The sequence below is a fragment of the Bacillus cereus group sp. Sample62 genome, assembly GCF_036851315.1.
Taxonomy (GTDB): domain Bacteria; phylum Bacillota; class Bacilli; order Bacillales; family Bacillaceae_G; genus Bacillus_A; species Bacillus_A wiedmannii.
The window spans coordinates 709,426-731,556 of record NZ_JAFLPK010000001.1 but is presented as its reverse complement, the minus strand read 5'-3'; the positions used below and the strand labels follow the sequence as shown (position 1 = coordinate 731,556).

Genomic DNA, 22,131 nt, shown 5'->3' with positions numbered 1-22,131 from the left:
CATTGTACCTTTCTTCTTACTAGTTTGCTAGAAAGATTCTATGAATTATTGTTCACACTTTCATCGTTATAAAATTCTAATTATTTTTAATAAAAAGAAAAAACAATATACTTTTCTGAATATTTTTGCTAAAATCAAAATAATTAACATAGTGAAGATATCACCTTGTTAATAAAAACATTCTTAGAGTATTTAGTCATAGTTCGCATTTTTACATACTCCATTCATTTCATAATAAATAAGCCGAGTATGTGTCACATCCCCCACTAATGATTAAAAACTCGGAATGAAAATCAATTCATACATACAAGAAAATAACGAGGTGAGGGGCATATGAATCAACAAGTAGAACACACAGATTTAAAACGAACCATGAAAAGTAGACACCTATTTATGATTGCACTTGGTGGTGTTATCGGAACTGGCCTATTTATGGGATCTGGTCAAATCGTCCATAACGCCGGTCCTGGTGGTGCTATTCTTGCATTTTTAGTCGGTGGATTTGTTATGTATTTAACGATGTTATGTCTTGGTGAATTATCAGTTGCTATGCCAGAAGCAGGTTCATTCCAAAGCTATGCAAGCAAATTTATTTCACCTGGTTTTGGATTTGTTGTCGGTTGGATGTATTGGTTAAATTGGGCTGTTACAGTTGGGGTAGAGTTAACAACTGTAAGTATTTTAATGAAACGTTGGTTTCCAGACGTTTCTTCGTGGATTTGGTGTGTTACATTTGCAGCAGCACTCTTTCTTGTAAACGCATTATCAGCAAAGGCATATGCAGAAGCAGAATTTTGGTTCGCAAGTGTAAAAGTCGCAACCATTGTTATTTTCATCGTACTCGGTGGTGCAGTTATGTTCGGTCTACTAGACTTTAATGGAAAACCAGCGCCAATGCTTCACAATTCCACTGAAAATGGCGGATTATTTCCAAACGGTGCATTAGCTGTTCTTCTTACGATGATTACAGTGAATTACTCCTTCCAAGGAACAGAATTAATCGGAATTGCTTCAGGAGAAAGTGAAAACCCTGAAAAAACAATTCCAAAAGCGATTAAAAATACCATTTGGCGAACTCTCTTCTTCTTCGTCCTAGCAATATCAGTTGTTGTAGGTTTACTCCCATGGCAAGAGGCTAATCTAGTCGAAAGTCCATTTGTACTTGTATTTGATGTAGCAGGTGTTCCATATGCAGCTGACATTATGAACTTTGTTATTATTACAGCAGTATTATCCGTAGCCAACTCTGGTCTATACGCAAATTCTCGTATGCTTTGGGCGATGGCAAAACAAGGAATGGCAAGTCCAGCTTTTACGAAGTTAACTAAAAAAGGAGTGCCACTAAATGCATTAATTTTCAGTCTAATTTTTGCAAGTTTGTCTCTATTAACAAGTATATTTGCGGCAGATACTGTCTTTTTAGTTTTAACATCTATTGCAGCTATGGCCGCTGTCGTAGTTTGGATGTCAATCGCAGCTTCACAGTTTTTCTTCCGTAGAAATTTCTTAAAAAACGGCGGGGACATTAATGATTTAAAATATCGCACACCGCTTTATCCAATCGTTCCAATCGTAGCATTCTCACTCAATTTCATTACATTCGTTAGTTTAGCTTTCATTCCAGATCAGAGAATCGCTCTTTATTGTGGTATTCCATTTATGATTTTTTGTTACATTTTATACCAATTAAAATATAAAAAAGTTGTCACATTTGAACAACAAATAAATCTAAAAAAAGAAGTAAACTAAATATACGGAATATTCAGCTATCTTTCTTATCATAAGATAGCTTTTTTCTATTTCTTGGATATCTTGGTATAACTTTATTTATCTTAAAATTTCCACAATCACGTTTTTCACTGGAAAATGGTTTACAATGTTATCAAGCTACAAATGATATTCACCTTAAAAAGTGTGCATTTGTGTCTATTTTTTAACAATATCACAAAAACTATTGCCATCTATAAATTAATAGGTTTATATTGTTTTATTGGCATAGTTTCAATCCAAGGAGAAAGGAGATTTTCAATCGTGCAACTAAAGAAAACGTTTTGGAAGCTGGCTTCGCTTCTTCCGTTATCATTACTTCTGTTCCTCGGCGGCTGTGATAAGAAACTCGCAGTATTAAATCCGCAAGGACCTGTTGCAAAAGCACAGTATGATTTAATTGTTTGGTCATTCTTGCTTATGTCATTAATTATCGCAATTGTATTCATCTTGTTTACAGTCATCTTGATTCGTTATCGTGAAAAACCAGAGAATATGGACTACGAGCCACCTGAACAACACGGTAACACATTATTAGAAATTATTTGGACACTTGTTCCTGTTATTATCGTTATCGCATTATCGATTCCAACAGTAAAAGCAACGTATGCTTCGGAAGAGGTTCCGGAAGAGTCCAAACATATTAAACCAGTTGAGATTTATGTTACATCTGCAAACTGGAAATGGTTATTCAGTTACCCAGAGGAAAAAATTGAAACCGTTAACTATTTAAACATCCCAGCTGGTGTACCAATTCAATTCAAACTGACTTCTGTCGGTCCAATGAATGCTTTCTGGGTACCAGAACTTGGTGGTATGAAGTACACTATGGATGGCATGATTATGGATCTTTATTTACAAGCTGATAAGCCTGGTTCTTACCTAGGCCGTAGTGCGAACTTCTCTGGTGAAGGATTCACACATATGGAGTTCGAAGTTGAAGCAAAAACTAAAGAGAAATATGACAAGTGGGTTAAAGAAGTACAACAAACTGCTCCTAAACTAACAGAAGATAAGTACAACGAAATTGTTAAACCTGGTGTAGTTGGTCGTATGACATTCTCTAGTCACCACTTAAGTTATGTAGATCCAAAATCACTTGAATATTGTGATTACAACTACTACAAAAACAAAAAATAATAGCTATTATTCCAACAGATTGGAGTGAACACAGTGAAGCTTGATGAATTCTTTGTCACAGGTGACCCGATTATTTACGGTGCAGACGCTTCTATCGTTCTTGTGACATTAGCAATCATTTTCGTACTAACAAAGTATAAAAAATGGAAATGGCTTTGGGACGAATGGTTAACAACTGTTGACCATAAAAAGATTGGGGCCATGTATATTATTTCTGCGGTTATCATGTTATTCCGTGGTGGTATGGACGGTTTAATGATCCGTGCACAGTTAACATTCCCAGAAACAACTTATTTAAATGCTGAACATTATAACGGAATCTTCACAACACACGGTACAGTTATGATTCTTTTCATGGCGATGCCATTCGTTATGGGATTAATGAACCTTGTAGTACCATTACAAATTGGTGCTCGTGACGTTGCATATCCGTTCTTAAATGCTTTAAGTTTCTGGTTATTCTTTGTCGGAGCAATGTTATTCAACATCGCTTTCGTAATCGGTGGTTCTCCAGACGCTGGGTGGACTTCTTACTTCCCAATGGCAGGTACAGAGTTTACTTCTGGTGTAGGAAATAACTACTACGCAATTGCATTACAGATTTCAGGTCTCGGTACGCTAATGACCGGTATTAACTTCCTTGTTACTATCTTAAAAATGCGTACACCTGGTATGACTTTAATGAGAATGCCAATGTTTACTTGGTCAATCTTAATTACAACAGTTATCATTATTTTCGCTTTCCCAGTATTAACAGTTGCTCTTGCATTAATGACATTTGACCGTCTATTCGATGCTCACTTCTTTACGATGGCGAGCGGCGGTATGCCAATGTTATGGGCCAACCTATTCTGGGTATGGGGTCACCCTGAAGTATATATCGTTATTTTACCGGCATTCGGTATTTTCTCTGAAATCATTAGTACATTCTCACGTAAACGTCTATTCGGTTACAGTGCGATGGTATACTCAATGGTTGCAATTTCTTTACTAAGTTTCGTCGTATGGCTTCATCACTTCTTCACGATGGGTGCAGGTCCAGCGGTTAACTCATTCTTCTCGATTTCGACAATGGCGATTTCGATTCCAACCGGGGTTAAGATCTTTAACTGGTTGTTTACACTGTATAAAGGACGTATTCGTTTTACAGTTCCAATGCTTTGGTCATTGGCATTTATTCCAAACTTCGTAGTCGGTGGGGTTACAGGGGTTATGCTTGGTATGGCAGCAGCTGATTATCAGTACCATAACAGCTACTTCCTAATTGCTCACTTCCACTACGTATTAATCGCAGGTACAGTATTCGCTATGCTTGCTGGATTCACATTCTGGTATCCAAAAATGACTGGTCATATGTTAAACGAACGCCTAGGTAAATGGACATTCTGGATCTTTATGAGCGGATTCAATATCTGTTTCTTCCCAATGTACTTCTTAGGTTTAGACGGTATGACTCGTCGTATGTACACTTACTCTGAAAGTCTTGGATGGGGATGGCTAAACCAAATCGCATCTGTTGGTGCGGTAATGATGGGTATTGGTTTCCTAATTCTTTGTTACAACGTAATTTGGAGTGCTCGTCACGGTGAACGTGACACAACTGGAGATCCATGGGATGGCCGTACACTTGAATGGGCAACTCAATCTCCTGTACAACATTACAACTTCGCGAAACTTCCTGAAATCAAAGAAGCTGATGCTTTCTGGTACATGAAGAAACGCGGAGAAACAGTTACACCAGCAGCAGAAGATTTAAAACCAATTCACATGCCAAGTAACTCTGGCGTGCCTATTATTGCGTCTTTATTCTTCGGTCTTGCAGGTTTCGCATTAGTATTTAGCTGGTTCTGGCTTGCAGCAATCGGCGGCGTTGGTATTTTAGCTTGCTTAATCTATCGTTCGTTCGATTATGATGATGGCTACTACGTAAGCGTTGATGAAATTAAAGAAACAGAACATATAGCATGAGAGGTGAAATGATATGGCGGCTTTAGATAAAAGCTTACCTTTGGAATATCAATCCGAGCAAAGCAGATTGAATATCCTAGGATTTTGGATTTTTCTTGGGGCTGAAATTATGCTGTTCGCAACACTTTTCGCCTCTTATCTAGTACTTGCTGGCCGTACGGCAGATGGCCCAACTCCAGCGCAACTGTTTGAACTTAAAACGCTTTTAATTCAAACATTACTACTTTTAACAAGTAGTTTCACATGTGGTATCGTAATTCACGAAATGCGTAAGAACAACCAAAAAGCAATGCTTGGATGGTTCATCCTTACATTACTTTTAGGTGCAGGTTTCCTATTCTTTGAAATTGAAGAATTCATTATGTACATTGGTGAAGGCGCAACAATTCAAACAAGTGCTTTCCTATCTGCATTCTTCGTTCTTCTTGGAACACATGGTGCCCACGTAACAGGTGGTATCATTTGGGCAATTTGTGTTATTATCCAAATTTTAAAACGAGGTTTAACACCAGTTACAGCTCGTAAAGTATTTATTATCAGCTTATACTGGCATTTCCTCGATCTTGTTTGGGTCTTTATTTACACACTAGTTTACTTGAACGGGATGGTGGCGTAAATGAGTCAAAATAACAATCAAGCAAATGGGCATGCGCATAGCGGATTCCCATGGTCACACGTTTTCGGATTTATTTTATCGCTTGCACTAACGTTCCTAGCTTTATACGTGGCACTTTATACAAACTTGCCACTTTCAACGATATTAACGTCCATTATCGCAATGGCTGTTGCGCAAGCGTTGTTACAATTAATTATGTTCATGCATTTAAAAGAAGGAGAAGGAAGAGTTCAAATTCTTACTATGATATACAGTTTCTTCGTTGCAACTGCAACAGTTGGTCTAACTGTATGGATCTTCTTCTCAATGTAATGTACATGAAAAAGACTGCTGAGATTCCTCAGCAGTCTTTTTTTATTCCTCATTAACAAGCAGTAAGACCCCCGCTGATTAAAGTTTTACTTTATCCCCTCTCCTATTACATCCACATTACGGAATTAACAACAGAATCATGAAAAATATACTTATTATGACAAATCTTAAGAAAACTCTTTCTTTATGAAATCGAATCCATATGCGTTGCTTTTCTACCTATTATATGGCTAAATAGGTACTATATTTATTTGAAGGGAGAGAACGCAATGGAACATCATACTTCTGTTCTATCACTTATGGTTGTCGTTGCAATCGCGTTTTTAGTTCCCCTTTTGTTACAACGCTTTAAATTGAAAGCACTTCCTGTCGTTGTTGCAGAAATCATTGCAGGAATCTTTGTAGGTAAAAGTGGGTTTAATGTTATTGAGCCAGATATGTGGCTTCAAGTCTTATCGACACTAGGATTTATCTTCTTAATGTTCTTAAGCGGTTTAGAAATTGATTTTTCTATCTTTAAACAAAAAGGGAAAAAGAATACGACAAACGAACCAAACACATTCCAAGCAGCAAGCATTATCTTCTTATTTATTTTTATCTTATCTTATGCCCTATCATTGCTATTCGTATGGCTAGGATTCGTGGATAATGCAATGTTTATGACTTTAATTATTTCAACTATTTCTTTAGGTGTTGTTGTACCAACATTAAAAGAGAATAACTTAGGAAAAACGGCAATCGGACAAATCATTTTATTAGTCGCTGTTATTGCAGATTTAGTTACAATGATTTTACTCGCTGTATTCGTCGGATTAAATTCCGAAAGCGGCCAAAGCATGTGGCTCCTTCTTCTTCTATTCGGCGCTGGTATTGTTATTTACTTCGTTGCAAAACGCTTTAAAAACATTCCATACTTAGATAGCTTAAAAGCTGGTAGTGTACAAATTGATACACGAGCTGTTTTTGCACTCATCTTAATATTAGTTGGGTTATCTGAATCTGTTGGAGCTGAAAATATTTTAGGTGCCTTCTTAGCAGGGGTACTCGTATCGTTATTATCACCAAATGAAGATATGGTTGAAAAACTGGATTCCATCGGCTACGGTTTCTTCATCCCTATTTTCTTCGTAATGGTTGGTGTGAATCTAGAAGTTTGGTCTATTTTTAAAGAACCTTCTAGCATGCTAATGATCCCAATTTTAATTGTGGGACTCTTTATTTCAAAGCTGTTACCATCACTCGTCTTACGAAAATGGTATCCACGTAATATCGTACTAGGAAGTGCCATCTTATTAACATCGACACTCTCTTTAGTTATTGCAGCTGCACAAATTGGTGAAAAACTAGGAATCATCAGTCCAAGTTTATCTGCTTCCCTTATTTTAAGCGCAGTTATTACTTGTATTTTTGCACCTATATTATTTAAAAAAATGTTCCCAAAAGTAGAAACACCAAAACCAAAAGTTTCTATTATTGGCGCAAGCAGAATTACTCTTCCGTTATCACTTGATTTAAAACGTGAAGATTATGACGTAACACTTTATATGATGCGTCAAAATAAAATAAATGATGAAGAAGCGAAATCACATGACTTCCCTATCGTAAAATTAGATGACATCACGATCGCATCATTAACTGAACAAACAGCATTTAACGCAGACCGTGTTGTTGTGGCAACTAGTGATGATGAGCAAAACTTATTATTGGCTGAACACGCGAAAGAACTAGGTGTTGAACATGTTATTGCAAGTGTAGAAGATCCTCTTCTACAAGAAAAAGCAACGCAAGAACATATCGCTGTATTCTCAACAATTAACTCTACACGTATTCTATTACGTGCACTTATTGATAAACCAAGTCTCGTTCGCTTAATTACAACAGCAAATGAAACAGTTCGTGAAGTTGAACTACGCAGCAATACATATAACGGTGTTGCACTACGTCGTCTTCCGTTTTTAGGCGATGTACTCGTCATTCAAATTTACCGCGGTAATAAAGCATTAATCCCGCATGGTGATACGAGACTACAACACGGTGATACATTGCTTGTTACAGGTTCAAAAGAACATATCGATACACTAAAAAGCATATTAGAATAGAAAATGCCCCTCATATAATTGAGGGGCATTTTTTTCCATTACATATGGTAAAATGTTACTATCACATATTATGAGGATGGATCACATTATGTCTATTGTAACTTTAGCTCTTTTATTATTGGCGGAAATACTCGTTGCTATTATTCTCATCGGTGTTAGCATTGAAATTTGTAGTTACGGATGGAAAAAATCGAATGGAATAAAATACTCTTGCCTCTTACTTTCACTCCTTCTCGGAACTGCTAGCATACTCGGACTTTTCGCCGCACCTGCCTATTTCTTTATACAACTAACAGAAAACGCCTTATAAGAAAGGATGTTAATATGATTACCGTGAAAAATATTGAGGGATCTGAAACTTACGTATTACGTCAAAAAATTTTACGCCCGAATCAAACATTAGCAGATTGTAAATACTCTTCCGACTATGAAACAGACACCTTTCACTTAGGCGCATTTATAAACGATGAACTAATTAGTATCGCTTCCTTCTCAAAAGAGATATACCCCGACTTACTAGTAGGTGTTCATTATCGGCTACGAGGAATGGCCACATTACCTGAATTTCGAAACAAACGTGCTGGAAGCTCCTTAATTCAGAAGGCGGAGCAAGTCTTGCAAGAACGCCAAGCAAACATATTATGGTGTAATGGCCGAATTACTGTAGCTGACTACTACAAGCGCTTAGGCTTCCAGGAACATGGTGAAATCTTTGAAATTGAACCGATTGGCCTTCATAAAGTACTGTATAAAAGAATATAAGAAAAGCTTTCCGCAATATGGGAAAGCTTTTCTTATATTTCAATCTTCACTTTTTATTTTTCTCATATATATGTATATAAACAAACTAGGAACTAAAAAACAAGCAAACATAATAAGTCCTGTCATACTAATTTCTTTTATCGAAATATCCGGTGTTACAACGATACAAATAGCTAAAATTCCAATAACAATACCTACCGGAATGAATAATAGCTTCCTAAAATAACTACGAGATACTCCCCCTGTATGCTCATACACTTCCACCGAATTTTTTAAGTTTAAAAAGTTAATAACTATTATCCCGACCATAAATACCATTAATAAATCTGAAACACTTTTATATCCTGCATCTTGCAAAACGTAGCGATAAAAAACAATACCTAGTATGACGATATTTTGTAAGACGAAAACGAGTCTAATATGTTTTAGCCCCTCAATCATTAAACGTTCATCTTTCACAATCCTCACTCCTCTTCCTCCCAAAATAAATCATTCAATGTTTTGTCTACCGCATAACAAATTTTCAAACATAAATCTAAAGACGGGTTGTATTTCCCCTTCTCAATTAAACTAATCGTTTGCCTTGTAACGCCTACTTTTTCTGCTAATTGTTGCTGTGTTAAATCTAACTGAACACGCGCGACTTTTATTTTACTTACAGCCATTCATGTTCCTCCTCTGCCTTCATTGTAACATATATATTCCATTAGGTAATTTATATTTTACTAAAATCGTTTGATTTTTACTTTATTATACACAAAAAAAGAGCCTCCCATAAGAAGCTCCCTCTTCTATATCTATATTATAAGAATAAATGACATCCAAATAAAATTGTAAATAAGTATAGTAACGGATGTACTTCCATCCCTTTCCCTTTCACAATTTTTAAGACTGGATACACTAAAAATCCAATTGCAATTCCATTCGCAATGCTAGACGTTAACGGAATACCAATAAAAATTAAAAATGCTGGTAATGCATCTTCAAATTCATTCCAATTAATATCACGAAGACTTTGCGCCATTAAACTACCTACAATAATTAATGAAGGAGCTGTAATAGCAGCTACACTTGATAAAGAAGCAATCACAGGGCTGAAGAATGCCGTTATAATCGTTAGACCGACAACTACAATACCTGTTAATCCTGTTTTACCACCTGCAGCAATACCAGCTGACGATTCAATCGTCGCTGCTGTTGGACTTGTTCCAAAGATAGAACCTGTAGTCCCACCAATTGCATCTGCAATAAACGCTTTACCAAAACGTTTCTCTGTATTATCTGTAATTAAACCCGCTTGTTTAATTAAACCAAGTAATGCACCTGTTGTATCAAATAACAGTACAAGTAAAAATGAAAATACAACACCATATAATCCGTATTCAATTACATCTGAAAAGGCATTGATTGGGTTTGAAACGATAATACCTTCTGGTAAATGAGGCATCGCAACAATTTTATCCTCAAACTTCAGTTGCCCTGTAAAGAAGGCGATAACTCCTGTCACAATCATACTAATAAATAATGCACCGCTCACACGCAATGCCATTAATACCGCCGCTAATATTAAACCAATTAAAGTTAAAATAACGGCTGGAGAATGAAAATCACCAATCGTAACTAAATTAGATGGATGATCAACGATAATTCCAGAAAGGCGTAATCCAATAAAAGCAATAAATAGTCCAATTCCACCTGCAATTGCATGTTTTAAACTATCAGGAATTGCGACAATTAGCTTTTGCCTAAATGAAGTGAAAGATAATAAAAGAAAAATGATACCTGTTACAAATACTGCTGAAAACGCAATGACATATGTAATCCCCTCTGCCTGTTGAACAACAGAATAAGCAAAATACGCATTCATTCCCATAGCTGGAGCAATAACAATTGGATAGTTAGCTAAAAACGCCATACATAGCGTTCCTACAACCGTCGCAATAATAGTTGCTGTAAAAGCTTGATCAAATGGTACACCTGCATCAGATAATATTTTCGGATTGATGACAAGAATATACGCAAATGTAAAAAAAGTTGTGATGCCAGCTAAAAGCTCTTGCTTCACAGAAGTGTTATATTTTTGTAATTGAAACATGGTTATGTACCCTTCCTACATCTGAATTATTATCACACATTCTTTTCTTACTAGTATGTGAGAAAATATAATACTTAATCTTAACAATCAATAAAAAGAAGAGTCAATATATTCACTAATAGTTCGAATTTTAAGTTTAAGCCTGACAAGTACAGATGTAGTACAGTTAATTATGTTTATTTTTGTAGCATAACAGATAGAAATGTTTTATAATTTGAAATAGTTAAATATTTAGTAAACGCATTCAAATATCGTTCACTCTACAAGGAGGATTCTTCTTATGCAGCACACAAACAAATCTGAAACTTTAAATCGAGGTTTAAAAGAACGACATATTACTTTAATGTCACTCGGTTCAGCTATTGGCGTTGGGCTATTTTTAGGATCTGCTTCTGCTATTAAACTAGCTGGTCCTTCCATCTTACTAGGTTATATGATCGCTGGACTCGTTATTTTTTTCATTATGCGAGCGCTCGGAGAAATGGCAATTGAACAACCGGTTGCCGGTTCTTTTAGTAAATACGCTAATGATTATATCGGCCCACTTGCTGGCTATATTACTGGTTGGAACTACTGGTTCTTATGGGTTGTTACTTGTATGGCTGAAATTACGGCGGCTGGAATTTACATGCAGTACTGGTTCCCAGATATCCCGCGCTGGACTTGGGCACTACTCGCTCTATTATTAATGAGCGCTTTCAACTTCTTATCAGTAAAAGTATTTGGAGAACTTGAGTTTTGGTTTGCTCTCATTAAAATTGTCACAATTATCTGTATGATAGTAGTTGGAGCTGGCATTATTTTATTCGGATTCGGAAATGGTGGTATCGCTACTGGTATTTCAAATCTTTGGTCACATGGTGGCTGGTTCCCAAATGGATTTTCCGGATTACTACTCTCCTTACAAATGGTATTATTCGCTTATTTAGGCGTTGAACTAATTGGTGTTACAGCTGGTGAAGCTCAAAACCCTAAGAAAACACTCGCAAAAGCTATCGATAACGTATTTTGGAGAATCCTAATCTTTTACGTCGGGGCATTATTCGTTATGATGGCAATTTATCCATGGAACGAACTTGGCGAGAAAGGAAGTCCATTCGTATTAACATTCCAACAAATCGGCATTGCAAAAGCAGCAGGTATTATTAACTTTGTCGTATTAACAGCTGCACTTTCTTCTTGTAACGGCGGTTTATTTAGTACAGGGCGTATGCTATTTACATTGGCACAACAAAAGAAAGCTCCTGAAAGATTCGGTCGCTTAAATAAAAACGGTATTCCGAGTCAAGGAATTGTAGCAACAGCTATCGTTTTACTCGTTGGTGTTATATTAAACTATCTTGTGCCTGCAAAGGTGTTTACATGGTTAACTAGTATTTCAACTTTCGGGGCAATTTGGACTTGGGGGATTATATTAGTCGCTCAAATTAAATTCCGTAAAGGATTATCAACTGAGAAAAAAGACAAGCTAACGTATAAAATGCCTTTACATCCATTAAGCTCTTACTTCTCACTTGGCTTCCTTGCACTTGTACTATGTATAATGGCGTATTCAGAAGATACACGAATTGCATTAATCGTTGGCCCAATTTGGCTTATTGGCTTAGCTATCGTGTATTATATGAAAGGATTTCATAAGATTGATGAAGCACCTAATTCAAAGATTAGTTAAACAAGCTATCCCTTCCTTATTAATTGGAAGGGATTTTTTATTGTCTATATAAATATTTCTCAACAAAATTCACGGTATTTTTACAATTTTTTAATATTTTTTACGTTTTCCGTCTTTATTTTTTCAGAAAAATAAATTACATTATTAAAGCACATATATTTATTATTAGGGGGATTCTTCTATGAAGAATAAAAAATGGATTACATTTTCTTTAGCAACAGCAATTACACTTAGTATGGGGAGTTCGTTCATACCGTCTACTTATGCCGAAAGCTCTGTAGACCCAGCTCCTGAAATTGCTGCAAAGGTTGTAAATCAAAACAATGGGAAGAAAGTATTATTTGATAATACGCACGGTCAAACTGCAGGGACAGCTGACTGGGTTATTGATGGCGGCTTTTCTGATTTCGGAAACGGCATTGCCCAAAATGGATATCATGTAAAAGAACTTCGTAAATCAACACCTATTACATACGACGACTTAAAAAATTACAACGTGTTTATCGTTCCAGAGGCAAATATTCCTTACAAAAAATCTGAACAAGATGCAATGTTACAATATGTAAAAAATGGCGGCAGTATCTTCTTCATTGCCGATCATTATAATGCAGATCGTAATAAAAATCGCTGGGACTCTTCTGAAGTATTTAATGGATATAGACGCGGTGCTTGGGAAAATCCCGCAAAAGGAATGTCTAACGAAGAAGCAAACTCACAAGCTATGCAAGGAGTAGAAAGTTCCGATTGGCTATCTAATAATTTTGGTATTCGCTTCCGTTACAATGCACTTGGTGATGTTTCAGCTAAAAACATTGTTTCGCCTGAACAATCATTCGGAATTACAAAAGGTGTTTCATCGGTAGCAATGCATGCTGGTTCTACTCTAGCAATTACAAATCCAAAACTAGCAAAAGGACTTGTTTATCTTCCAGAAAATCCGTCAAAATGGAATAACGCTGTTGATAGTGGTGTTTATAACGGCGGTGGCGTTGCAGAGGGTCCATATGCTGCAATCGCAAAAGTAGGACTTGGAAAAGCTGCCTTTATCGGTGACTCTTCTCCTGTTGAAGATGCTACGCCAAAATACGTTCGTGAAGATTCTGGCCAAACAAAGAAAACTTATGATGGTTATAAAGAAGAAAACGATGCTGTTTTACTAGAAAATATCGTAAATTGGCTATCGAAACAAGAGACATTTACAAGCTTAGATCAAGTAAACGGTTTACAACTTGATTCACCTACTGCTTTACAAACATTTGAACAACCAAGCTTATCAACAGAGCCACAACCAGAACCTTGGAGTGCACCAAACGCGGGTTACCAATGGTTTAATACAAATACATTTAAATCTGGTTCATACGGATATAACGGCGCCGTAACAGCAAATGATTATGTGATTACACGCCCTAGCATTCTACCAAACAATGAAGTGTTCCAAATAAAGATTCAAGTAAACAACTTATTACCTAATACAACTTATAATAACTATTCTTTAGGTATCTTCTCGACTGGTGGAACACAAGTAGCAAAAGTCCAAAATACAAACGGCACTTGGCCATCTACTTTCGGATATAGTAGCGCCTTCTCATTCACAACAAACAGCTTTGGTTCTGCTGAAAAAATTGTGAACGTACAACTTGATTCAAATACAACTGGACAAGCAACACTTCGTCTACGCCAAAATACAACTGCTAAATATAATGAAGCTATAACGATTAATAAAAAGTAAAAGAAAAGGCAATCCACATGCGGATTGCCTTCTTCTCATTTCTCTTCTTTTGAGAAAAACATTCTGGAAATGACGATACCTATACTACCTACGATTAAGAATAACACTGCCCTAATCATCATTGAAACTTCTGGTAAGTCTAGAAGGAATAACTTTCCTATCGTTACTACTAAAACGACTAAGCCCGCATACAATATTTCATTCATATTTTTATTCCGTCCAAGCCAAACTGCAAATAATGCATATACCATCCATAATAACGATACTGATACGCTTATTATACTTCCATCTGTAGAAAGAACTTCACCAACTCTAGTAATTGTAATAAATACAATGACCATGAACCAATAGAGAGCTATAGAATAAACATATTTTCCAAAACTCGTTAATACATCTTTCGCTCGTTTCATGCAGTAATAAAATGTACCTATTAAAATAATATGAGCAACAAACCCAGCTGAAACAAAATGATCGAACGGGCTAAAAATAGTCTGTATCATTCCAATCGCGTAAATCGTCGCACTAACATACAATTTTATTTGTTGTTTTACTTTAATAGCAGTCACCATACCGAGGAAACCTTGTAATAATAATACAATCGCTGCATTCACTAAACTATACTCATATAAAATCGCTAAACTAAATGCACCCATTGCGAAACCAAATAAAAGATTTGTAAATGGAGAATGCCTATTTTTTCTATATTCAAACACGAACATCGTAGCGTGAACGAGTGCACTAATCATTAATCCCCATGTTGTAAATTCAGGTATTTTTGAAATGGCTAATATAAAGAAAACTGCATTCGCACTAAATATCGCCAAGCGTGGCTCTAATATAAAGCTTCTCTCCGTAAACATATGCCAAAATAATAGTAAGTGAATCAAACCATAAACAACTGTTAACTGTACTTGCAAATCCTCTACTAACATTGACATAATAGCAAAGAAAACAAAAAGGACAATAGCAGCAACAGCATAAGAGATCATATATAAATACTGATAACGATTTTTCAACGCATACCATAATAAGCTAAGTGTTAGTATCGTCTCATATCCAAAGAAAATATATGGATTAGGAGTCGTACTATTTAATAAGAATGGCACGAAGAAAGCTCCTACGGCTACGAATATAGTAAGATATTCCGATTGATACCTCTTCGCTACATAAATACCTAAAATGACCCATGCAATATTACATACAAACGCAACACTTGCTGGAATAAATCCATATAAATAATGCGCCGCAAATGTCGTTAAAACTATACCCGTAATACTTCCTCCTGCTAATACTAAACCCAACGCTTGCCGCTCTCGTTTAATTTGAATATCACCTATATAATAAAAACCGATTGATAGGACAATACCAAACACAATTCGTATTGCAGGTGTTAATAATCCAGCATCTACCCCTGCTTTAAATAACCAAATTACTCCAAGTAACATAATGCCAACAAATATGCGTGGTAACCAAGTTTGGCAAAACTTAATAATATTAAATGGTTCTGGTTTAAAAGCAGATATATCCACTTGTTTTACCTCACGTTCTTGCACAGGTTCTTTTATTGTAACTACTTCTTCTTTTTGCTTTTCCTCCATCACCGTTTCGATATATTCTTTCTTTTCCTTACTATCATGTTGCTGAGCATTTTCTACTTCTATTTCTTTTTGTTTTGCTTTCAATTCAAAAAGTGCTTCTTGAATCGTTTCAATTGCCGTTTCGAGCGCTTCTATTTTCTTATTTAAATCTTCCTTCATACACTCCCCCCTCATCACCATTCAAAATCTATATATTACCAATTATCTTTATCATACTCTTAGTCTATTCATTTTCAATACTATTTTTCCAAAAAAAGAAAGGTGTTTTCCGAGATAGGAAAACACCTTTTACTCATTTATTCTTATTTAGAACAACACTAACAATGACACCAATACAAGCACCTACAATAGCTGGAACACTCCACCCAACACCTTCTGTATAAAACGGAATGTATTTCAATATTGGTGCCCACTGATTCATCATTACATTTTTATTGAAAATATCGATTGCACTAAATACCGCTACAATTCCAACTGTTACTGCATATACGTATGCATACTTTCCAATATACTTATGGAATAATCCTAAAATAATAAGCGTTAATGCAACTGGATAAATAAACCCAAGAATCGGTACTGATACTTTTAAAATTTGTGTTAATCCTAAATTAGCTAAAATCATACTAACAAAACTTAATATAAATGCCCAAACTTTATACGCTACTTTCGGAAATGCACTTGCGAAAAATTGACTACAAGATGTAACAAGTCCGATTGAAACACTTAAACACGCGATCGTAAAAATAAGACCTAATAAAACAACTCCGCCTTGTCCAAATAATGTAGTCATCACTTGCGCTAACACGTTCGCCCCATTATCAAATGTACCTAACGAACCGCTAATTGAACCAACATATCCAAGTATGACATAAATAATAGATAATAATAGTCCTGCACCAATTCCAGCAATACTCATATATTTCGCTAAACCTTTATCATCTTCAACACCTTTTGCACGAAGAGCATTTGCAATAACAATACCAAAGATTAAAGCGGCTAGCGCATCCATCGTTAAATATCCATCTAAAAAGCCTTGGAACATAGGAGCTTGTCCATAGTTTCCAGCAGCCTCTTTCACACTACCTACTGATGTAAACATACTCTTTATAAAGATAAGGGCAATCATCCCTAATAATAACGGTGTTAAAACTTTTCCGAACAGCCCCATTAATTTAGATGGTGATAAACTTAACCAGTATACAATACTAAAGAAAATAACCGTGTAACATAATAAAACTATACTTCCTGATTCTGTGAAGAACTGACCTGGCCCCATTTCAAAAGCTAAACTCCCTGCACGTGGTATACCAAGGCCTGGTCCAATAAATAAATACACGATACATGGGAAAATAATGGCGAATGAAGAATGAACCCTACCCGCTAACGTTTGAAAGCTTCCCGCTTTCGCAATAGCAATAACTCCCAATATAGGAAGACCTGTTGCTGATATAATAAATCCTATTAATGAAATCCACACATGTTCTCCTGCTTCATACCCAAGGAAAGGTGGGAATATAAGATTCCCCGCTCCAAAGAACATCGAGAATAACATAAGGCTAATCAGTAAAATTTCTTTTTTCTGTAACAATTTCATTTGTTTCTCCTTCTTTAATTTCATCTTTTATGAAATCAATTTCACATATAAAAAAGTGCAATAATCCGCTTCCTAACAAAGAAAACATAGTCCATAGTCTAACATAAAAGAAACACCCATTCTATAGCTATCCCTCTTTTCCAATTTCTTCTGAAAAATCAACCTTTATTGACTTATAATAGTTAATAAGGTAAAATATTAAATGTACAAAATTATTAACTTTGTTTTTGTTTGTGTCAGGAGGAAAATAACATGGAATCAACGATACAACTAGAAAGAGAACAACAAAGAAAAAAGAAACATCCTCCAGGTTTATACTTACTCTTCTTTACAGAAATGTGGGAAAGATTTAGTTACTATGGATTACGAGGATTATTAACATTATATTTAACGACAGCTTTAGTAAGCGGTGGTCTTGGGTTTAGTCCCGCATGGGCACTCTCTATTTACGGATTTTATACTGGAGCTTGTTATTTCACACCATTGATTGGTGGATACTTAACAGACCGTTTTCTAGGTAGACGAAAAGCCATCACAATTGGTGGTATAACAATGGCACTCGGTAACCTTACACTATTTGCCTTGCAAAACCAATTAGGCCTATACCTCGGATTAGCGCTTATTATTATCGGTAATGGATTCTTTAAACCAAATATCTCTACACTTGTGGGAGAATTATACGAAGAGAATGATCCAAAACGTGATAGTGCATTTACCATTTTCTATATGGGTATTAACGTCGGATCATTTTTAGCTCCACTCGTTTGTGGATTTTTATCAGAAAATTTATTCAAAACAACAGTTGATGGCGTTGTACATTACGGATTCCGTTACGGTTTCTTAGCAGCTTCAATCGGAATGATTATTGGACAAATTTTATTTACAACATTATCAAATCGCTACCTTGGTGATATCGGTAAAAAACCAACTCGCGATTTGCAAACAGCTGATGGACAACCAACAGTTGGAGATACACCGTTAACAAAAAAAGAAAAACAACGTACCGCAGTTATCGTCATTTTAACATGCTTTGTTGTCTTCTTCTGGGCTGGATTTGAACAAGCTGGTAGTTCATTAACATTATATACAAACAAATTTGTAGACCGCTCTGTGTTCGGGTGGGAAGTTCCAACATCTTGGTTCCAATCGGTCAATCCATTATTTATTATTTTACTTGCTCCAGTTATTTCAGCATTATGGGCAAAACTTGCAACTCGCAAGCGCGGGGATTTAAAAATCCCAACAAAAATGGGACTTGGTATGATCTTGCTCGGTATCGGTTATATCATTCTCGTTATCGCTACATTAAAAACAGGTAGTGATGAACATAACATTACAGAAAAAGCAAACTTACTATTTATCGTCTTTACGTATCTTTTCCATACGTTAGGTGAGCTATTCTTATCACCTGTTGGACTATCAATGGTTAGTGCACTTGCCCCAGTAAAACTTGCTTCTTTATTAATGGGAGTATGGTTAGCAAGCTCAGGAATCGCCAACATTTTAGGTGGACAACTGGCAAGCTTCACAACTTCACTTGGGTATGCTGAAGTATTTACAGTAATCGGAGCTGCAGCAATTGTGTTAGGTTTTGTTTTATTATTAATTTCTAAGAGATTAGTAAAATGGATGGAATAAAAAAAGATGAGGGATTCCCCTCATCTTTTTTTATTTCTTCGCCTTCGTTCCTACTAAATCACCAGCAACAACGTAACGCTTAGAATTATCTTTCACAGATACACATGTAATAAGCGTTATTTCATCTTTCCCATGATCCTCGACAACTTCCCACTTATCAGGAGTTACTTCAGATACACCAGTAACCGCATATTCATATTCGTTTTCATTATCATACAAATAAATTTTATCGCCTTTTTTTAGAGACGCTATATCACTAAATAAAACACCTTTTTTAGACATGTTATGTCCTGCTAATGCATAGTTCCCTTTTCCCATTACTTGGTTTTCTTTTACTGTTGCTGCACCTGATAATAGGTTTTTCTCAGTAGAAGACTTTAAAACAGGAAGTTCTAATGAAACACTTGGAATCGAAATACGACCAATTACTTGTTTCTTATCTAAAGATGCTTTCGCAACTTCTGCCAAGTCTGGTTGATTAATTTTCGAAGCATCTACAAATTCCGTCTCATGTTTTTCATAATCCATCTTTTCGACAGCCTGTACATTTTCAGTCTGTTTCTTTTCAGCTTGATATCCATCATAAAATGGCTTGCCGATTAACACACCACCTACAACAAATAGAAGGATCGCTACTATACTATAAATTCTTTGCTTATTCATATACAATTCCTTTCCGTTACAAAATCTTACTCTATATAAAATGATAAGATAATATTGCTATATGTACAAGTGTAAGCTGAAAAGAAACCTTCTTGCTAATGCAAGAAGGTTTCTTTTTAAGCAATTTTATTTCGATATAAGGATGCGTGAAAAATCGTCATCTGAATAAAGAAGATACTAAATGCAATATATATCGGATATGCAGGAACATATAGATTAACAATTGGAGAAAGAGTTAGAAAGCCAACTGCACAAGGCAACACGAACCATAGTGACATAAATGTAGTACGACAAGCCTTTTCTGTAATTGCCTTTTCTCGTTCATCTTCTTGAGGAAATAATAGTGGAAACATCCAATACGAGAGCTCTTTATATTTTTTCTTTTGAATTTTATAAAGAACAGTCGATACAATACCAAATATTAAAAGTAATACTAGCGGCATTAAACTCAATGAAACTTCGAATGGTACTCTCTCCGTTTGAATAAAATTAGCGACTTCAATAGTAAAGTAATACAACTCAATAAATGCCCAGCCTGCTAATACCATTAAAAGTACATTTAACATATAGGAAAATACAAGTCTATTCATCCTCTTCCCCCTCCTTATTTAAAACAAACACATCTTCCATCTTTAACTCGAATACATCACAAATCGTAAGTGCTAATAACAATGAAGGAACATAATCCCCTTTTTCAATTGCAGCGATTGTTTGTCTCGTTACTCCAACCTTTTCTGCTAATACACTTTGGGAAAAATTAAAGCGAGCTCTTAACTCCTTTACTCTATTTAAAATGGTCAATTTTGCCACCTCTCAATTTCATTGTATGCTTCCCTTAACAAAATGTAAACTCAACTTAACATTATTTTTATGAAAAAATCCAACTTTACAATATGTAAAGTTGGATTACGCTTTAGTTTAAGATTGTAACTTTAACTGTTCTTCTACCCCAAGCACTTGATGAACCCTTATCTGGCATTAAAACATCAATTCTGTGACCTTTAATAGCTCCACCAGTATCTCCTGCAATGGCCTCACCATAGCCTTCAACATATACGCGTGATCCCAGTCTAATAACCCTTGGATCTACTGCAATTAATTTCATGCCTGGATTTCCAGTTAAATCATGCCCCATTGCCGATTTAACATGCTCCCCAGCTTTATAACCATTTTCAGCTGGGTCTGCTGTATAAGCTGTAGCTTCTACATAAATTTCTTTTCCGCCAGCAGTTGGCTGAGAAGGTTGTGCAGGTTCTACCTTCGAATTATTATTAGCAACAGGTTCAGCTGGTTTATTAGCTTTTTCTTGCTTTTGTTTTTCAGCAATTTCTGCCTGTGCTTTCACTAAAGCTTCTCGCTCAGCCTTTGCAGCTGCTTCTGCTTTCGCACGCTCTTCTGCTGCAATTCTTGCCGCTTCTTGCTCACGAGCAATTGTTTCTTGAACTGCTTTCATATTTGATTCGATTTTAGCTTTTTCTTCTGCTGCTAAATTAAGTTGGCTTGCAATCGCATTATATTTAGCTTGAACTGTTTGTAAGTTATCTTGACGCTTTTTCAAGTTATCTTGCAACTCAGCTTGTGCTTTTGCTAATTTTTGTTTGTCTACTACTAAAGACGCTTCTTTCTCGTCAATTGTTTTCTTATCTTCTTCAATTTGACGAAGATCTTGTTCTTGTAGACGTAAAATTTCTTTATCTGCTTCTAGAATAGTAGAAACTGCGTTCATACGTTGTAAGAAATCTGCAAAGTTTTTTGACTCTACTACAACTTCTACTACTAAACTTGTATTTGAACTGTTTTGAACAGAAACCATACGTTTTCTCATAATATCCTTACGAGCAAGGACTTTATCCTCTAAAACGACAATTTCATTCTTTTTTTGCTCAATCTGCTTATGTGTTTCATCGATTTTACGTTGAATAGCAGCTTGATCCTCTTTATTTTTTGCAATTGTATTATTTAAATTATGTAGTTCGTTTTCGATACCTTGAATTTCTTTATTAACAGCTTGCTTCTCTTGCTCTTTCTTTTGCATATCTGCATCGTTTTGCTGCAATTGCTGTTGCATGTTGTTAAGTTTCTCGTCGTTTGACTCTGCTTTTACAGCGACTGTACTAGAAAGACCGATAATTCCTGCTAATACTAGACTACTGATTCGCTTAAAATAGTTCATAATCCGACTCCCTTCTTATACAGTTATACATGATTTATTTTACAGTTTGTTTACAATACCATTAAATACAGTTTATTTTTCATGACGAAAAAAAGGGAATTATGCATAAAATGTAATAGATTCTTAAATATTTAACAATTCCTATATTTAAAAATTATAAAAGATGCTAAAATCCAAATATAGAGAAAATATAACTTCTAAAGGCGGTTGAAATAAATATATGTTTACTCAAAAGAAATCACTTCAACATAAAATTGATCAATTAGAAAATCGTATACAGGAATTAGAAGCAGAATTAAAACAAA

Annotated in this window: 20 protein-coding genes; 11 read left to right on the top strand and 9 right to left on the bottom strand. The window is 35.6% G+C overall.

The genetic code is table 11. The features are described 5' to 3' along the window. Positions 1-333 precede the first annotated feature (333 nt). The 8 genes from J0835_RS03630 (at position 334) to J0835_RS03595 (ending at position 8,664) form a co-directional block, all read left to right on the top strand. Positions 334-1,749 carry an amino acid permease gene (locus tag J0835_RS03630; protein WP_087979471.1) on the top strand — a complete coding sequence of 472 codons (1,416 nt, stop codon included), beginning with the start codon at positions 334-336 and terminating at the stop codon, positions 1,747-1,749. A gap of 282 nt (positions 1,750-2,031) precedes the next feature. Next, on the top strand, positions 2,032-2,907 hold the full coding sequence (locus J0835_RS03625) for a cytochrome aa3 quinol oxidase subunit II (RefSeq protein WP_001176181.1): 876 nt from the start codon (positions 2,032-2,034) through the stop codon (positions 2,905-2,907). Positions 2,908-2,940: 33 nt separating this feature from the next. Further along, positions 2,941-4,875 (top strand): cytochrome aa3 quinol oxidase subunit I, encoded by a 1,935-nt coding sequence (gene qoxB, locus J0835_RS03620; protein ID WP_048562936.1) that lies wholly within the window; start codon positions 2,941-2,943, stop codon positions 4,873-4,875. 13 nt (positions 4,876-4,888) lie between these two features. Next, a complete protein-coding gene (gene qoxC, locus J0835_RS03615) occupies positions 4,889-5,491 on the top strand; it encodes a cytochrome aa3 quinol oxidase subunit III (RefSeq protein WP_087979470.1) in 603 nt (200 codons plus the stop codon). Next, positions 5,492-5,803 carry a cytochrome aa3 quinol oxidase subunit IV gene (gene qoxD, locus J0835_RS03610; protein ID WP_087979469.1) on the top strand — a complete coding sequence of 104 codons (312 nt, stop codon included), beginning with the start codon at positions 5,492-5,494 and terminating at the stop codon, positions 5,801-5,803. Between the two features lie 269 nt (positions 5,804-6,072). Continuing rightward, the gene (locus J0835_RS03605; RefSeq protein WP_087979468.1) at positions 6,073-7,902 is read left to right on the top strand and encodes a monovalent cation:proton antiporter family protein; all 1,830 of its coding nucleotides are present in this window, start codon (positions 6,073-6,075) and stop codon (positions 7,900-7,902) included. A 52-nt stretch (positions 7,903-7,954) separates the two neighbouring features. Next, positions 7,955-8,212, top strand: coding sequence for a DUF4022 family protein (locus J0835_RS03600; RefSeq protein WP_000926994.1), 258 nt, complete (start codon positions 7,955-7,957; stop codon positions 8,210-8,212). Between the two features lie 14 nt (positions 8,213-8,226). Beyond that, positions 8,227-8,664 carry a GNAT family N-acetyltransferase gene (locus J0835_RS03595; RefSeq protein ID WP_087979467.1) on the top strand — a complete coding sequence of 146 codons (438 nt, stop codon included), beginning with the start codon at positions 8,227-8,229 and terminating at the stop codon, positions 8,662-8,664. Positions 8,665-8,703: 39 nt separating this feature from the next. Here the strand turns inward: J0835_RS03595 and J0835_RS03590 are convergent, their stop codons facing one another. From J0835_RS03590 to J0835_RS03580, 3 genes are all read right to left on the bottom strand, one after another. Continuing rightward, complete coding sequence (locus J0835_RS03590; protein ID WP_087979466.1) at positions 8,704-9,132, bottom strand: hypothetical protein; 429 nt, start codon at positions 9,130-9,132, stop codon at positions 8,704-8,706. Then, on the bottom strand, positions 9,129-9,329 hold the full coding sequence (locus tag J0835_RS03585; RefSeq protein ID WP_000301181.1) for a helix-turn-helix transcriptional regulator: 201 nt from the start codon (positions 9,327-9,329) through the stop codon (positions 9,129-9,131). Before J0835_RS03585 ends, J0835_RS03590 begins: the two co-directional genes overlap by 4 nt. Before the next feature lie 137 nt (positions 9,330-9,466). Continuing rightward, positions 9,467-10,759, bottom strand: coding sequence for an NCS2 family permease (locus J0835_RS03580; RefSeq protein WP_087979465.1), 1,293 nt, complete (start codon positions 10,757-10,759; stop codon positions 9,467-9,469). Between the two features lie 280 nt (positions 10,760-11,039). On the opposite strand from J0835_RS03580, the gene J0835_RS03575 reads away from it, so the two are divergent. Both J0835_RS03575 and J0835_RS03570 read left to right on the top strand, forming a co-directional pair. Then, positions 11,040-12,431 carry an amino acid permease gene (locus J0835_RS03575; RefSeq protein WP_087979464.1) on the top strand — a complete coding sequence of 464 codons (1,392 nt, stop codon included), beginning with the start codon at positions 11,040-11,042 and terminating at the stop codon, positions 12,429-12,431. Between the two features lie 181 nt (positions 12,432-12,612). Then, positions 12,613-14,160: a DNA-binding protein gene (locus J0835_RS03570; protein ID WP_087979463.1), complete on the top strand. Its 1,548-nt coding sequence runs from the start codon at positions 12,613-12,615 to the stop codon at positions 14,158-14,160. A gap of 35 nt (positions 14,161-14,195) precedes the next feature. Here J0835_RS03570 and J0835_RS03565 read toward each other — a convergent pair whose 3' ends face one another. Both J0835_RS03565 and brnQ1 read right to left on the bottom strand, forming a co-directional pair. After that, positions 14,196-15,917 (bottom strand): DUF2339 domain-containing protein, encoded by a 1,722-nt coding sequence (locus J0835_RS03565; protein WP_087979462.1) that lies wholly within the window; start codon positions 15,915-15,917, stop codon positions 14,196-14,198. A 133-nt stretch (positions 15,918-16,050) separates the two neighbouring features. Beyond that, on the bottom strand, positions 16,051-17,352 hold the full coding sequence (gene brnQ1 / locus J0835_RS03560; RefSeq protein WP_333728057.1) for a branched-chain amino acid transport system II carrier protein BrnQ1: 1,302 nt from the start codon (positions 17,350-17,352) through the stop codon (positions 16,051-16,053). 252 nt (positions 17,353-17,604) lie between these two features. Between brnQ1 and J0835_RS03555 the strand changes: the two genes are divergently transcribed. Then, a complete protein-coding gene (locus J0835_RS03555) occupies positions 17,605-18,990 on the top strand; it encodes a peptide MFS transporter (RefSeq protein ID WP_087979460.1) in 1,386 nt (461 codons plus the stop codon). Between the two features lie 30 nt (positions 18,991-19,020). Here J0835_RS03555 and J0835_RS03550 read toward each other — a convergent pair whose 3' ends face one another. From J0835_RS03550 to J0835_RS03535, 4 genes are all read right to left on the bottom strand, one after another. Then, a complete protein-coding gene (locus J0835_RS03550; protein WP_087979459.1) occupies positions 19,021-19,653 on the bottom strand; it encodes a class A sortase in 633 nt (210 codons plus the stop codon). 116 nt (positions 19,654-19,769) lie between these two features. Then, positions 19,770-20,243 carry a DUF2178 domain-containing protein gene (locus tag J0835_RS03545; RefSeq protein ID WP_087979458.1) on the bottom strand — a complete coding sequence of 158 codons (474 nt, stop codon included), beginning with the start codon at positions 20,241-20,243 and terminating at the stop codon, positions 19,770-19,772. Then, entirely contained in the window at positions 20,236-20,454 is a 219-nt protein-coding gene (locus J0835_RS03540; RefSeq protein WP_000154009.1) for a helix-turn-helix transcriptional regulator, read from the bottom strand. The genes J0835_RS03545 and J0835_RS03540 overlap by 8 nt, the downstream gene beginning before the upstream one ends. 112 nt (positions 20,455-20,566) lie before the next feature. After that, positions 20,567-21,826 (bottom strand): 3D domain-containing protein, encoded by a 1,260-nt coding sequence (locus J0835_RS03535; RefSeq protein ID WP_087979456.1) that lies wholly within the window; start codon positions 21,824-21,826, stop codon positions 20,567-20,569. Between the last annotated feature and the right edge of the window lie 305 nt (positions 21,827-22,131).